The sequence below is a fragment of the Streptomyces sp. NBC_00876 genome (assembly GCF_045207435.1).
Classification (GTDB): Bacteria; Actinomycetota; Actinomycetes; order Streptomycetales; family Streptomycetaceae; genus Streptomyces.
In genome coordinates this window covers 5726254-5740494 of sequence record NZ_CP108800.1, presented here as the reverse complement: position 1 = coordinate 5740494, position 14241 = coordinate 5726254, and the positions used below count along the sequence as shown (strand labels likewise).

Below are 14241 nucleotides of genomic sequence, written 5' to 3'. Positions count from 1 at the left end.
CGTCAAACCGGCGCCTGTTGTTCGTAATTGACTGCCGCCGACCACTAGCCACTGTGCGTACTCATGGGCTTACCATGAGTGACAGTCGCGGGATGGGGTCTCGGCGACACGGCATCATGGATCGCGATAGCGTCGCCGGACCAAGAACCGAAGACGTACCGCATGGCTCCGGGCACTCTTCCCGGATCCTCGAATGAGTTTGTGCCACCTTGGAGGTGAGGGTGTCCCAGATCGCAGGCGAGCCCGGGAATCAGGACTTCGTAGAGGTCCGGCTGCCCGCTGCGGGTGCCTACCTGTCGGTGCTGCGTACGGCTACGGCCGGCCTCGCAGCGCGCTTGGACTTCACTCTCGACGAGATCGAGGATCTTCGCATCGCGGTCGACGAGGCCTGCGCGATCCTGCTTCAGCAGGCCGTGCCGGGTTCCGTCCTCAGCTGCGTCTTCCGTCTCGTCGACGATTCACTCGAGGTGACGGTTTCGGCCCCGACGACGGACGGCCGGGCCCCGGAGCGCGACACCTTCGCCTGGACGGTGCTCTCCGCACTGGCCGGAAAGGTCGATTCCTCGGTAGCCGATGACCGTACGGTCAGTATCAGCCTGTACAAACAGCGCGGCGCGGGACCCGGGCCGGCGTGAGCAACGGGAACGGGGACGGTCCTGTGCGGGACGAGACGATCCGACCAGGGGTGGTGCGCGCAGCAGGCATCCCGGAGCAGCAGGCCTTGCCTCATCCGGTGGACGGGGCGGATCTGCCCCGTGCCGTGGACGGGGCGAACGGGCCTGCTGGCCGTACGGTCGTGGTGGAGCAGTCGCAGGCGGAGCGGGCAGGCCAGATGAGCGAGCACGGACACCACGATCCACACGACCGCAGCGCGGCGCGGGCGTTGTTCATCGAGCTGGGCAAGCTGCCCGACGGCTCGGCCGAGAAGGCGGAGCTGCGCAACCGGCTGGTGCGGATGCACCTGCCGCTCGTGGAGCACCTGGCCCGGCGCTTCCGCAACCGCGGTGAGCCGCTGGACGACCTGACCCAGGTCGCCACGATCGGGCTGATCAAGTCCGTGGACCGGTTCGACCCGGAGCGGGGCGTCGAGTTCTCGACGTACGCGACGCCCACGGTCGTCGGTGAGATCAAACGTCACTTCCGCGACAAGGGCTGGGCGGTGCGTGTGCCGCGCCGGCTCCAGGAGCTGCGGCTCTCGCTGACCACGGCGACCGCGGAGCTCTCCCAGCAGCACGGCCGCTCGCCCACGGTGCACGAGCTGGCGGAGCGGCTCGGCATTTCCGAGGAAGAGGTCCTGGAGGGCCTGGAATCGGCCAATGCGTACAGCACGCTCTCGCTGGATGTGCCGGACACGGACGACGAGTCACCCGCGGTCGCGGACACGCTCGGCTCCGAGGACGAGGCGCTGGAGGGGGTCGAGTACCGGGAGTCGCTCAAGCCGCTGCTGGAGGACCTGCCACCGCGGGAGAAGCGGATTCTGCTGCTTCGCTTCTTCGGCAACATGACCCAGTCGCAGATCGCGCAGGAGGTCGGCATCTCGCAGATGCACGTGTCGCGGCTGCTGGCCCGCACGCTCGCACAGCTGCGCGAGCGGCTGCTCGTGGAGGAGTAGGAAGGCAGGGGCACGGGCGGACGGCGTCCACCGCGGCCGGCCGCCCGTCTCCGGCCGTCGACGGGCCGGGCCCCGGCGCGCGCGGCCTCAGGCCCTCACTTACGCGGTTTCAAGCCCTTACCTACGCGGCCTCAGGCCCCCACGTACGCGGTCTCAGGCCTCGGTGTCCGCATCGGGGGTCGCGCCCGGCCGGCGGATGCCGAGGGCCTCGATCGTCGCGGGCCTGGCCAGCTGGTAGAGCGCGGTCAGCGACGCGGCCGCGAGGACGATCCCGGCCGGGATGAGCACACCGTGGGACCGCAGCAGCGTCCAGGCCACAGGCAGCGCGATGATCTGCGTGATGAGCGCCGGTCCACGGCTCCAGCTGCGGCGCAGCAGCAGTCCGCGGGCGGCGACCAGCGGGATCGCGCCGAGCGCGATCAGGGTCAGCCCGCCCATCTCCGCCTGCGTCGGGCTGTCGGGGCGGCCGAGCAGTCCCATGACCAGCAGGTAGATCCCGCCGGCGACGAGTGCCGCGCCCTCCAGGGCGCTGAGGCCGGCCACGACCGCGATCCTGGCCGGTTTCGCAGGTTCGGCCGAGGGCATCGGAGAGGGCGTGTTCGCTTGCGTACTCACCCTTGCAGACTGACATCCCGGACCCGCGAAAGCGAAGCCGGGGTCGCAACGTCACGGACGGCCACACCAGCAGCGGCCCGCGCCCTTCCCCCAACGCGCCCAGGCCATTACCGAGCGTGAGGGTCACCGGGCAGGACTTCAGACCGGTACCCCGCGGTAGGTAGTCTGGCGGTCATGCGCGCACTTCTTGTGGTCAATCCAGCTGCTACCACCACCAGTGCGCGGACCCGTGACGTGCTCATTCATGCACTGGCCAGCGAAATGAAGATCGAGGCCGTCACCACGGAGTACCGCGGGCACGCCCGCGACCTGGGGCGGCGGGCCGCCGACAGCGACGACATCGATCTCGTGGTCGCGCTCGGCGGCGACGGCACGGTCAACGAGGTCGTGAACGGTCTGCTCCACAAGGGCCCCGACATCGACAGCCTGCCGAAGCTCGCCGTGGTTCCCGGCGGCTCCACCAATGTCTTCGCGCGCGCGCTCGGCCTGCCCAATGACGCGGTGGAGGCCACCGGCGCCATTCTGGACGCCCTGGCCAACCGCACGGAGCGCACCGTCGGCCTCGGCCTGGCGGCCGGCACCCCGGGCACGGAGGACGAATCCGTCCCGGAACGCTGGTTCACCTTCTGTGCCGGTCTCGGATTCGACGCCGGCGTGATCGGCCGGGTCGAACAGCAGCGCGAGCGCGGCAAGCGTTCGACTCATGCGCTGTACGTACGCCAGGTGGTCCGGCAATTTCTCGAGGAGCCGCACCGGCGGCACGGGCTGATCACGCTCGAGGTGCCCGGTCAGGCCCCGGTCACCGATCTCGCCCTTTCCATAATCTGCAACACGGCCCCCTGGACCTACCTGGGGAACCGTCCGATGTACGCCTCCCCCAAGGCCTCGTTCGACACCGCCCTGGACGTCCTCGGCCTGCAACGACTGTCGACGGCGGCGGTCACCCGCTATGCCACTCAGCTGCTGACTTCGAGCCCGGAAAAGGGCCCGCACGGCAAGCACGCGGTTTCACTGCATGACCTCACGGACTTCACCTTGCATTCAAAGGCGCCACTGCCCTTCCAGATGGACGGTGACCACCTGGGACTGCGTACCAGTGTGACGTTCACAGGCGTACGCCGTGCACTGCGTGTGATTGTGTGAGTGGAAGGGACCAAAGTCCTTTAACTCGAACGTTTGGACTGGCCTCCACCCTCTAGAAGTACGGCTGTGACCTAGCCGACACCGAGGAATCAAAAAAAACTTTCCAGAAGGGGTTGTATCCGTCGCCGAGGTTTGCGAATCTCTACATGGCGATCGGGACGGCCCGCAACAACGGCCTCCACTGAGAGCCAGAACCCCTCCTCAAAGCACAGGACCACAGCCAGTTCATCTGGATGTCGGACCTACACCTGCGGGGGGATTCGTGAAAGCGTTCACATTCACAAGCCACAGTACGTATACCAAGGAGAGGTAGCAGCCATGGACTGGCGTCACAACGCCGTTTGTCGTGAGGAAGACCCGGAGCTGTTCTTCCCCATCGGCAACACCGGTCCTGCGCTGCTGCAGATCGAGGAAGCCAAGGCCGTCTGCCGTCGCTGCCCCGTCATGGAGCAGTGCCTGCAGTGGGCGCTCGAGTCCGGCCAGGACTCCGGCGTCTGGGGTGGCCTCAGCGAGGACGAGCGCCGCGCAATGAAGCGCCGTGCCGCTCGCAACCGGGCGCGCAACGCCAGCGCCTGACCGACGCCACCGCTACGAACCTCAGCCAGGCGGCGCGTACAGAGCGTACGCATCACCCCGCCCCCCGAGTCGCAGCGCGCAGTACCCCCGAAGCGCATGTATGACCAGAGAGCCCGGACCGTTCACCAACGGCCCGGGCTCTCTGCTGTGTGCGGGCCGGCAACCGGCGGCAGGTGCTACTTGCCCGCGCGGCCGGCAACCGGCGGCGGGTGCTACTTGTCGGACCGGACCGGGATGTCGAGGACGACCTGGGTGCCGCGCTCGGGGGCCGGGACCATGCCGAACGAGCCTCCCAGCTCACCCTCCACCAGGGTCCGCACGATCTGCAGGCCCAGATTGCCGGCGCGCTGCGGATCGAATCCCTCGGGCAGGCCGCAGCCGTCGTCCTGGACGGTGATCAGCAGCCGCCCCTCGGTGGGCGAACCGCCCCGCACCGCGGAGACCTCGACCGTGCCGGACTCGGCGACACCGAACGCGTGCTCCAGGGCGTTCTGCAGCACTTCGGTGAGAACCATCGCCAGCGGGGTGGCCACTTCGGCGTCGAGAATGCCGAAGCGTCCCGTGCGCCGGCAGGTGACCTTGCCCGGCGAGATCTCGGCGACCATCGCGATGACGCGGTCGGCGATCTCGTCGAACTCCACCCGCTCGTCCAGATTCTGAGACAGCGTCTCATGCACGATGGCGATCGAACCGACGCGCCTGACCGCCTCGTTGAGCGCCTCGCGGCCCTGCGGCGAGTCCATCCGGCGGGCCTGCAGCCGCAACAGGGCGGCAACCGTCTGGAGATTGTTCTTCACCCGGTGGTGGATCTCCCGGATGGTGGCGTCCTTGGTGATCAACTCGCGTTCGCGGCGGCGCAGTTCGGTGACATCGCGCAGCAGGACCAGGGAGCCGATCCGGACCCCCTTGGGCTTGAGCGGGATCGCCCGGAGCTGGATCACACCACCCGCGCACTCCACCTCGAACTCACGGGGCGCGTAGCCGCTGGCCATTTTGACCAGCGCCTCGTCCACCGGACCACGGGAGGGCGCGAGTTCGGCGGTGATCCCGCCGAGGTGCTGTCCGACCAGGTCGGAGGCGAGGCCGAGACGGTGGTAGGCGGAGAGTCCATTGGGACTGGCGTACTGGACGACGCCGTCGGCGTCGAGCCGCACCAGCCCGTCGCCGACCCGCGGCGAGGCGTCCATGTCCACCTGCTGGCCCGGGAACGGGAAGGACCCGGCGGCGATCATCTGCGCCAGGTCGGAGGCCGACTGGAGATAGGTGAGTTCCAGCCTGGACGGGGTGCGGACAGTGAGGAGGTTGGTGTTGCGGGCGATGACACCGAGGACGCGGCCCTCCCTGCGTACGGGGATCGACTCGACCCGTACGGGGACCTCCTCGCGCCACTCCGGATCACCCTCGCGCACGATCCTTCCCTCGTCCAGCGCCGCGTCCAGCAGCGGCCGGCGGCCGCGCGGGACCAGGTGGCCGACCATGTCGTCCTGGTACGAGGTGGGACCGGTATTGGGCCGCATCTGGGCGACGGACACATAGCGCGTGCCGTCGCGGGTAGGGACCCACAGGACGAGGTCGGCGAAGGAGAGATCGGAGAGCAGCTGCCACTCCGAGACCAGCAGATGGAGCCACTCGAGGTCGGTGTCACTCAGGGCTGTGTGCTGGCGGACGAGGTCGTTCATGGAGGGCACGTGTGCGAGCGTACCTGTGGAGGTGCACAGGTTCCGAACCGGAACGCCCGCCCGTCCGTGCAGGGGGAAGGGCCGGAAATTGCCGTGCCCCATGGATGGACAGGGGTGAATGGTCTAGTCCACAATGCTCAAGACAGAACCTCCGCTCTCCCCGCACAGGAGAGCGGAACGAGGTACCCGCGCTCTCTGCCCTGACTGCGCCGGTACCTCTCCCCGGCCGGGGGCACCGCACACCGCCGGCCGAGCCGATCGCCCGTAACGGGCGGTCCTACTCCGGGCTGCGGTGCTGGTCGGGCTGAGGGTCCCGGCCCGGCGCCGCGGCCCGCGGGTGTTTCCGGGGGCGGTTTCAGCGGGTCAGCGGGTTTCCGTGACCTTCGCGAGTGCGCGCGGCGCGTCCGGGTCCTGACCGCGGGCGATCGTCACCTCGTAGGCCAGCATCTGCAGCGGCAGGATCTCCAGGATCGGCTGGACCTCCTCGGCGACCCCAGCCGTCGGCAGTACGAATCCCGCGGACGCCGCCTCCACCTGGGCCTTCGGGCCGACCACGAAGAGGTCCGCACCGCGGCCGCGCAGCCGGTCGAGCACGGGCTGGAGGGCCTCGCCGCCCCGGCCGTCGGTGACCACGGCGATCACCGGGGAGATGTTGTCGACCATGGCGAGCGGGCCGTGCAGCAGGTCCGCGCCGGAGTAGGACAGAGCGGGGATGTAACTCGTCTCCATCAGCTTCAGAGCGGCTTCCTTGGCCGTGGGATAGCCGTAGCCGCGCGAGGTGATGACCATGCGCTCGGCGAAGCGGTAGCGCGACGCCAGGGCCTTCACCTCGTCCTTGCGGGCCAGGATCGCCTCGGCGAGCTCGGGCAGGATCGCGGCCGCCGCACCGTCGCCGCCGCGCAGCCCCTCGACGAAGAGGTACAGGGACAGCAGCGAGGCCGTGTAGGTCTTGGTGGCCGGCAGGGCCTTCTCCGGCCCGGCCAGGATGTCGATGTGGTACTCCGAGACCGCGGAGAGCGGTGAGTCCGGGTTGTTGGTCACGGCCAGCGTCACCGCGCCGGCCTCCCGGGCCGCCTTGGTGGACGCCACCAGGTCGGGCGAACCGCCGGACTGGCTGACGGTGATGACCAGGACGTCCTTCAGGTCGGGCTTCGCGCCGTAGGCGGTGGTCGTGGACATCGACGCCAGACCACAGGGCATGCCGAGCGTGATCTCCAGCAGGTACTTCGCGTAGAGCGCGGCGTTGTCCGACGTACCGCGGGCGGTGAGCAGGACGAAGCGCGGCTTCCTGGCCGCGATCTCGGCGGCCACCGCCCGGATGGCGGGCGCACCCCGTTCGAGGATGCGCCGGAGCATCTCGGGCTGCTCGGCCATCTCACCGGACATGATCCGGCCGGGCTGCTCTCCGTCGTCGGCCGGGTACGTGGCGGACATGTCTGGTGCCTCCCGCGGGGTGTCGCGATGCGTCGGCCAAGTCGAACACGGGGCACCGCGGGCCCGCCAGCGGACGGCACCCGGCGGGATGGCGCACGGGACTCCGCAGCGTTCACCCGATGGCGGCCGGGGGGCCGTGTCCGGGCCCGTGAGGTCTGCTAGATTAGGACTTTGATTGGTCTATACCACATGTCTTCACTTTCAGATCGGCAGGCCCCGCGTGGAAGTTGTCATCGTCCCGGACGCCAAGGCAGGCGGCGAACTGATCGCGGGTGCCATCGGCGCCCTGCTGAGCCGCAAGCCCGACGCCCTTCTCGGCGTTGCCACCGGCTCGACCCCGCTGCCCATCTACCAGGCACTGGCGGACAAGGTCCGCTCCGGTGCCGTGGACGCCTCGCGCGCCCGCATCTGCCAGCTCGACGAGTACGTGGGGCTGCCGGCGGGCCACCCGGAGTCGTACCGCTCCGTCGTGCTGCGTGAGGTCGTCGAGCCGCTCGGACTGTCCGAGGCCTCGTTCATGGGTCCCGACGGCTCGGCCGAGGACGTCCAGGCCGCCTGCGAGGCGTACGACAGGGCGCTCGCCGCGGCCGGCGGGGTGGACCTCCAGCTGCTGGGCATCGGCACCGACGGGCACATCGGCTTCAACGAGCCGTGCTCGTCGCTCGCCTCCCGTACCCGGATCAAGACGCTGACCGAACAGACCCGGGTCGACAACGCGCGCTTCTTCGACAACGACATCACGCAGGTGCCGCACCACGTGATCACCCAGGGCATCGGCACGATCCTGGAGTCCCGCCACCCGATCCTGCTGGCGACGGGCGAGGGCAAGGCCGACGCGGTGGCGCAGACGGTCGAGGGGCCGGTCGCCTCCATCGTGCCCGCGTCCGCGCTGCAGCTGCACCCGCATGCGACGGTCGTGGTCGACGAGGCCGCGGCGTCGAAGCTGAAGCTGGCGGACTACTTCCGTGCCACGTATGCGGCGAAGCCGCTGTGGCAGGGTATTTAGCCTTACCGGGTACGCGTGAGGGCCGGGGCACCGTGTGGGTGTCCCGGCCCTCTTGCGTGCGGGTGCGGCCCGCTGAACGCCTTGTCCTCAATCGCCGGACGGGCTTGAATCTGCCCGCGCCGCCCGCCCGGCATGAGGTCTGCCCTCAGTCGCCGGACGGGCTTGAATCTGCCCGCGTCGCCCGCCCGGCATGAGGTCTGCCCTCAATCGCCGGACGGGGTTGATATTGCCTCAGGCTCCCGGTCGGGTCGGGTTCGCGATTACTTCTGCGGCGGCCAGGCCGCAGACGCGGGCGGCGCCGTGGGTGGCGATGTGCAGGGCTCCCCTGGGTTCGGCCTGGGGGACGCCCATCTCGACCACGATCGTGTCCGGACGGGCCTCCAGGACCGCGTCCAGGGCCTCGGTCATCCACGGGTGACGGTGCGCGTCGCGGACGACCGCGACGATGCGCCGCTCCCCCGCGGCCCGCAGCACACCGGCTGCCGGCGCCTGGGACTCGTCGCTGTACGAGTCGGTCCCGGTACCCGGCACCAGCCGGGCCAGCTCGGCGGCGACGCCCCACGGGGTCTCGTCGCCGACCGCGATGTTCGCGACCGGGCTGAACGCGGCCACGTACGCCGGACCGGTGAGCGGTTCCGCCGTGCCGGTCACCTTCACCGCGCGGCGGGCCGCGACGAGGCCGATGTCGGAACCGATGCCCGTGCTGCCGGCGGTGCCGGGCGCGGTCCCCTCCTGCACTGCCGCGCCCGGCTCCGGGACAGCCCCCCTGGCCCGCTGCGTCCAGGACGCGAGGGCCCGCACCCGGGCTGCGGCGTCGGCCAGCCGCTCCTCGGGCAGTTCACCGGTACGCACCGCCGCGACCAGCGCGTCGCGCAGCCGCAGCACGGTGCTGTCGTCGTCGAGACCGCCGCCGACGCAGAGCGCGTCGGCACCCGCCGCGATCGCGAGGACCGAGCCGCGCTCGATCCCGTACGTCGAGGCGATGGCCTGCATCTCCACGGCGTCGGTGACGATCAGGCCGTCGTATCCCAGCTCCTGGCGCAGCAGACCGGTCAGGATCTGCGGGCTCAGCGTCGCCGGGCGGTGCGGATCGAGCGCGGGAAGCAGGATGTGCGCGCTCATCACGGACTTGGAACCCGCCGCGATCGCCGCGCGGAAAGGCACCAGTTCACGGGCGTGCAGGGTTTCCAGGTCCACATCGATGCGCGGCAGCGCGTGGTGCGAGTCGACCGCGGTGTCGCCGTGCCCCGGGAAGTGCTTGGTGCAGGCGGCCACACCGGCGGCCTGGAGCCCCTCGATGTACGCGGCGGTGTGCCGGGCGACCAGATGGGGGTCGGCGCCGAAGGAGCGGACCCCGATGACCGGATTGCCGGGATTGGAGTTGACGTCCGCGGACGGCGCCCAGTTGAGGTTGACGCCGCAGTCGGCGAGCCGGCGGCCCAGCTCCCGGGCGACGGCTCGGGTCAGTGCGACGTCGTCGACGGAGCCGAGGGCCAGGTTCCCCGGGAAGGAGGAGCCATGACGCACCTCGAGCCGGGTGACGTCACCGCCCTCCTCGTCGATGGCGACGAGCACGTCGTCGCGCTCGGCCCTCAGCTGGGCGGTGAGCGCGGCGAGCTGCTCGGGCGTCTCGATGTTGCGGCCGAACAGGCCGACGGAGGAGAGGCCTTCGCCGACCCGGCGCAGCAGCCAGTCCGGAGCCGTGGTGCCGGTGAAGCCCGGCTGCAGGACGGCGAGGGCGTCGCGGGTGACGGTGTCCGTGGTGGAAATGAGGGTGGTCATGGGGCGTCGTTATCCCTTCACGGCGCCGGAGGTGAGGCCGGTTGCCATGTACTTCTGCACCAGCAGGAAGAAGGCCACGACCGGGATGGCGATCAGCGTCGAGGCCGCCATCAGGGCGCCGTAGTCGACGCCTCGCGAGGTCGTGAAGTTCATCAGCCACACGTTGAGCGTGTACTTGTCGTTGTCCTGGAGGACGACGTAGGCGAGCAGGTATTCGTTCCAGGCCGTGATCAGCGAGAAGATCGCGGCGGCGGCGAGGCCCGGGGCCAGCAGCGGGAAGGTGACCCGCCAGAAGGCTCCCATCCGGCTGCAGCCGTCGACCATGGCCGACTCCTCCAGCTCCGGCGGGATGTTGATGACGAATCCGCGGATCATCCACGTCGCGAACGGCAGCGTGGAGACGAGGTAGATGACGATGACGCCCCAGTACTCGTTCAGCCCGCCGAGGTCGTTGAGCTGGATGTAGATGGGGATCAGCATCGCCGTGGGGGGCAGCAGCTGGACGACGAGCAGCACGATCATGAAGAACTTGCGGCCGCGGAAGCGGAACCGGCCGATGGCGAACGCGGCGATCGTGGCGAGCACCATGCCGCCGATGACGGCGACGCCGCAGACGATCAGGCTGGACTCGATCGCCGTACCGAAGTTCGGCTGGTTCATGGCGCGGGAGAAGTTGTCGAAGGTGATCGACGACGGCCAGAGCGTCTGGTCGTAGCTGCGGATCTCCGAATTCGGCCGCAGCGAGCTGATGACCAGCCAGTAGACCGGGAAGGCCATCAGTACGAAGGCGACGAGGCCCGCGATGTTGTAGCCGATGCGGTGCTTCTTGCGGTCCGGGCGAAGGACCTGGGGGGTGGAGGCGCTCACTCGACCTCTCCGATCTTGAGCAGCTGGCGCAGGTAGTACACGGCGACGCCGGACAGCAGCAGGACCGTGATGAGCGAGATGGCGGCGCCCTGGCTGAACGAGTTGGACTCGAATGCCTTCTCGAACGAGTAGATGCCGAGGACCGAGTACTCCGGCTCCGGCTTGTTGCCGCGCATCAGGAAGATCTGGCCGAAGACGTTGAAGTCCCACAGCACGGAGAGCGTGGCGACCATCTGGAAGACGGGCTTGATGACCGGCCAGGTGACGTAACGGAAGATCCCGGTGGTGCCGGCGCCGTCGAGCGACGCGGCCTCCTCGAGCTCCTTGGGGACCTGGGTCAGCGCGGCGTAGAGCGTCACGGAGACGAAGGGGATGGCACCCCAGACGACGACCGCTCCGATGATGACGAAGCCCTGCTTGGGATCGAGGAACCAGTTGTGGCCCTGCATGTCGATCCCGAGGTACTTGGTCAGCACCATGTTGATGACGCCGTAGTCGGAGTCGGCGAACCACCGGAAGATCGAGGTGGCGACCAGCAGCGGCATCGACCAGGCGGCGACCAGCGCGGCGGTCAGCAGCAGCCGGACCCAGGTGGACATCCGCTGCATCAGCATGGACAGGGCCAGGCCGCCGGCCATGGTGACGAAGACGCAGACCACCATGAAGATGATGGTCCGCCAGACGACGTCCCAGAACTCGCTGTCCCCGAGGATGTTGGTGAACTGCTCGAAGCCGACCCAGGGGGCGTCGGATCCGGACCACAGCTCGCGGCGGCCCACGTCCTGGAAGGACATGATGACCGTCTTGATGAAGGGCCAGACGAAGACTGCGGCGATGGCGATGAACGCCGGTGCTATGAGGAGGTACGGCAGCAGAGCGCCGGCCTTCCGCGGTTTACGGTTCACGTTCTTCGCGGGCTGAGGATCCGCACCCTCAGGGGCCCGCGGGACGGACACCGGCGGGTCGGCTGCTTTCATATCGGCGGCACTCATTGTGCTTGCCTTCCGTTTCGGACCGGGTACCGGAGGACGGGGATGGCAGTCCCTTCCGGGCCTGCCACCCCCGCAGATGATCAGATGAGTCGGTGGCTCATGAGCCATCCGTCTCGGACTCCGTGAGACGGGGCCTTCCGTTCGGGTCATGCCGGGCTCGGCCCGGACGGAAGACCCCGGGGCTCAGGACTCCTTGTTGATCAACGAGTCGATCTCCGCGTCGGCCGCCTTGGTGGCCTCCTCGACCGACTTGCCCTTGATGATGTCGAGCAGCATGATCTCGAGCGTTTCCTTCTTCTCGATCGCCGTCCAGCCGGGGGCGATCGGCGTGAACCAGGCGTCCGGCACGGCGTTGGCGATGGCCGCGGTCTCCGGCTTGGCCTTCAGCGGCTCAAGCTGCTTGGTGTTGTTCGGAAGGATGTTCTTCGAGGCGAGAACCTCTTCCGACTTCTCCGAGGTGAAGAGCGAGATCCACTCCTCGCCGAGGTCCTGGATCTTCGACTTGGAGATCGTGGCCAGGTCGGAACCACCGATGAAGGACGGGAGCGCCTTGCCGTTCGGGCCGGGCATGCCCGCGGTGCCGATCTTGTCGGTCAGCTTCGCGTTGCCGTTCGCCTTGGGGTCGACGACACTGCCGGCCTCCCAGCCGTTGCCGTAGAGAAGAGCGGTCTTCTCGTTGGCCATGACGTTGGCGTGGTCGGCCTCGTCCTTCGTCTTGTCACCGTGGTTGTACTTGTTGACCAGGTCGACGAAGTCGGTGATGCCCTTCTGGGCCTCGGGGGTCGACAGAGTGGACTTCCACTCCTTCTTGCCCTCGTCGTACTTGGCGATCTGGCCGCCCTCGGCAGCGACGTAGGACATCGCGGCGTACCAGTACCGGCCCGGCAGGTACAGCGGCGAGAACGCCTTGTCCTTGCCGTACTTCTTGCCGATCTTGTCGAGCGCGGCGGTCAGCTCGTCCTGGGTGGCGGGAAGGGCGTCCGAGCCGGTGCCGGCCTTGAACATGTCCTTGTTGTAGATCGCCACACGGGCACCGGCGTAGTAAGGCACGCAGTACTGCTTGCCCTCGAACGCGCAGGTGTCCTTCAGACCCTTGATCCAGGTGTCCGAGTTCTCGTACTTCTTCGGGTCGATCTCGCCGAGAGCCCCGTTGAGGATGTACGTCATGGTCTCGGTGTTGCCGAGCTCCACGACGTCCGGGAACTTCTCGCCGGCCAGAGCGGCGTCAAGCTTCTTGGCCTTGTCGGCCCAGGTCTGGTACTGAACGTTGACCTTGACGTTGGGGTACTTCGTCTTGAACTGGCTGTTGACATCCTTGACCAGTTCAGGCCACGTGCTCTGCGCGTCCGACATCAGCCAGACGGTGAGCGTTTCCTTGCGGTCCTTCGGGTCCTTCGACGACGCCTTGTCGTCGTCCGAACCACACGCTGCGATCGAAACCAACATGCCCGCGACGCCGATCGCCGCGATGAGCTTGCGCTTCACGCCACCCTCCTCAGGGATGCTGCAACCCCTGCCCACCGCGGAGACCGACGACGAGTACTACTGGGGCTGGGACCTGGTCTTTAATGGTTTAGACCAGTACCGGGAGCTTGGCCTAGACCTTTAGGGGTGTCAAGGGTGTATAAGAAGTGCACTCGCGTCCGTTATAGGACCGACACCTGAGGGAGGGCGACGAGCCGTGACCGGACCGTGCCACCATGTGAGCCGCGACAGACGGAGGAGCCGGTGACGGCAGCAACGCAGCAGTCGGGAAGGCGGGCCATGGGCGCCGACGGGGGCAGCACGGAGAACGAGACGGGCACGGGCGCGGGCACGCGTACCGCGCGCGTCCCGAAGTACTACCGGCTGAAGCGACATCTCCTGGACATGACGGACACGATGCCGCCGGGCACTCCCGTGCCCCCGGAGCGGACCCTGGCCGCCGAATTCGACACCTCGCGCACCACCGTGCGCCAGGCACTCCAGGAACTGGTCGTCGAGGGCCGGCTGGAGCGCATCCAGGGCAAGGGCACCTTCGTCGCCAAGCCGAAGGTCTCGCAGGCCCTGCAGCTCACCTCGTACACCGAGGACATGAGGGCCCAGGGGCTGGAACCGGCGTCCCAGCTACTGGACATCGGCTATGTCACGGCCGACGACACGCTCGCCGGACTGCTCGACATCAACGCGGGCGGCCGGGTGCTGCGGATCGAGCGGCTGCGTCTGGCGAGCGGTGAGCCGATGGCCATCGAGACCACGCACCTCTCGGCCAAGCGCTTTCCCGCGCTGCGGCGTTCGCTGGTGAAGTACACCTCGCTCTACACGGCGCTGGCCGAGGTGTACGACGTGCGGCTGGCCGAGGCCGAGGAGACCATCGAGACCTCCCTCGCCACCCCGCGCGAGGCCGGACTGCTCGGCACGGACGTGGGCCTGCCGATGCTGATGCTGTCCCGGCACTCGCTGGACGGACAGGGCGAACCGGTCGAGTGGGTGCGCTCGGTCTACCGCGGCGACCGCTACAAGTTCGTGGCCCGCCTGAAGCGGCCGCTGGACTGA

13 protein-coding genes are annotated in these 14241 nt (G+C 68.5%); 6 read left to right on the top strand and 7 right to left on the bottom strand.

Features of this window, described 5'->3' with window-relative positions:
* Positions 1–221: 221 nt before the first annotated feature.
* On the top strand, positions 222–635 hold the full coding sequence (locus tag OG782_RS25390) for an anti-sigma regulatory factor (protein ID WP_067163834.1): 414 nt from the start codon (positions 222–224) through the stop codon (positions 633–635).
* A complete protein-coding gene (locus OG782_RS25385; RefSeq protein WP_406454654.1) occupies positions 632–1612 on the top strand; it encodes an RNA polymerase sigma factor SigF in 981 nt (326 codons plus the stop codon). Before OG782_RS25390 ends, OG782_RS25385 begins: the two co-directional genes overlap by 4 nt.
* A 153-nt stretch (positions 1613–1765) precedes the next feature.
* On the opposite strand, the gene OG782_RS25380 is transcribed toward OG782_RS25385, so the two are convergent.
* Positions 1766–2155, bottom strand: coding sequence for a hypothetical protein (locus OG782_RS25380; protein ID WP_406454652.1), 390 nt, complete (start codon positions 2153–2155; stop codon positions 1766–1768).
* A gap of 246 nt (positions 2156–2401) precedes the next feature.
* On the opposite strand from OG782_RS25380, the gene OG782_RS25375 reads away from it, so the two are divergent.
* Positions 2402–3370: a diacylglycerol/lipid kinase family protein gene (locus OG782_RS25375; RefSeq protein WP_406454650.1), complete on the top strand. Its 969-nt coding sequence runs from the start codon at positions 2402–2404 to the stop codon at positions 3368–3370.
* A gap of 318 nt (positions 3371–3688) precedes the next feature.
* On the top strand, positions 3689–3946 hold the full coding sequence (locus tag OG782_RS25370; protein WP_003953983.1) for a WhiB family transcriptional regulator: 258 nt from the start codon (positions 3689–3691) through the stop codon (positions 3944–3946).
* A gap of 212 nt (positions 3947–4158) precedes the next feature.
* Here the strand turns inward: OG782_RS25370 and OG782_RS25365 are convergent, their stop codons facing one another.
* Both OG782_RS25365 and OG782_RS25360 read right to left on the bottom strand, forming a co-directional pair.
* A complete protein-coding gene (locus tag OG782_RS25365; protein ID WP_406459273.1) occupies positions 4159–5625 on the bottom strand; it encodes a sensor histidine kinase in 1467 nt (488 codons plus the stop codon).
* Positions 5626–5988: 363 nt separating this feature from the next.
* Positions 5989–7059 carry an SIS domain-containing protein gene (locus tag OG782_RS25360; RefSeq protein ID WP_406454648.1) on the bottom strand — a complete coding sequence of 357 codons (1071 nt, stop codon included), beginning with the start codon at positions 7057–7059 and terminating at the stop codon, positions 5989–5991.
* Positions 7060–7279: 220 nt separating this feature from the next.
* Here OG782_RS25360 and nagB point away from each other — a divergent pair, with 220 nt between their 5' ends.
* Positions 7280–8065, top strand: coding sequence for a glucosamine-6-phosphate deaminase (gene nagB / locus OG782_RS25355; RefSeq protein ID WP_406454646.1), 786 nt, complete (start codon positions 7280–7282; stop codon positions 8063–8065).
* A gap of 231 nt (positions 8066–8296) precedes the next feature.
* Here nagB and OG782_RS25350 read toward each other — a convergent pair whose 3' ends face one another.
* From OG782_RS25350 to OG782_RS25335, 4 genes are all read right to left on the bottom strand, one after another.
* Positions 8297–9847, bottom strand: a complete 1551-nt coding sequence (locus OG782_RS25350; protein ID WP_406454644.1) for a glycoside hydrolase family 3 protein — start codon at positions 9845–9847, stop codon at positions 8297–8299.
* 9 nt (positions 9848–9856) lie between these two features.
* On the bottom strand, positions 9857–10714 hold the full coding sequence (locus tag OG782_RS25345) for a carbohydrate ABC transporter permease (protein ID WP_406454642.1): 858 nt from the start codon (positions 10712–10714) through the stop codon (positions 9857–9859).
* Positions 10711–11706 carry a carbohydrate ABC transporter permease gene (locus tag OG782_RS25340; protein WP_406454640.1) on the bottom strand — a complete coding sequence of 332 codons (996 nt, stop codon included), beginning with the start codon at positions 11704–11706 and terminating at the stop codon, positions 10711–10713. The genes OG782_RS25345 and OG782_RS25340 overlap by 4 nt, the downstream gene beginning before the upstream one ends.
* A 183-nt stretch (positions 11707–11889) precedes the next feature.
* Positions 11890–13191, bottom strand: coding sequence for a sugar ABC transporter substrate-binding protein (locus OG782_RS25335; protein WP_406454638.1), 1302 nt, complete (start codon positions 13189–13191; stop codon positions 11890–11892).
* Between the two features lie 279 nt (positions 13192–13470).
* Here OG782_RS25335 and OG782_RS25330 point away from each other — a divergent pair, with 279 nt between their 5' ends.
* Positions 13471–14241: a GntR family transcriptional regulator gene (locus tag OG782_RS25330; protein WP_406459271.1), complete on the top strand. Its 771-nt coding sequence runs from the start codon at positions 13471–13473 to the stop codon at positions 14239–14241.

Excerpts from the sequence above, each read along its gene's own strand:
- OG782_RS25370 (WP_003953983.1), top strand. The coding sequence starts at position 3,689 with ATGGACTGGCGTCACAACGCCGTTTGTCGTGAGGAAGACCCGGAGCTG.
- OG782_RS25330 (WP_406459271.1), top strand. The coding sequence starts at position 13,471 with ATGGGCGCCGACGGGGGCAGCACGGAGAACGAGACGGGCACGGGCGCG.
- OG782_RS25340 (WP_406454640.1), bottom strand. The coding sequence starts at position 11,706 with ATGAGTGCCGCCGATATGAAAGCAGCCGACCCGCCGGTGTCCGTCCCG.
- OG782_RS25365 (WP_406459273.1), bottom strand. The coding sequence starts at position 5,625 with ATGAACGACCTCGTCCGCCAGCACACAGCCCTGAGTGACACCGACCTC.
- OG782_RS25350 (WP_406454644.1), bottom strand. The coding sequence starts at position 9,847 with ATGACCACCCTCATTTCCACCACGGACACCGTCACCCGCGACGCCCTC.
- OG782_RS25360 (WP_406454648.1), bottom strand. The coding sequence starts at position 7,059 with ATGTCCGCCACGTACCCGGCCGACGACGGAGAGCAGCCCGGCCGGATC.
- OG782_RS25375 (WP_406454650.1), top strand. The coding sequence starts at position 2,402 with ATGCGCGCACTTCTTGTGGTCAATCCAGCTGCTACCACCACCAGTGCG.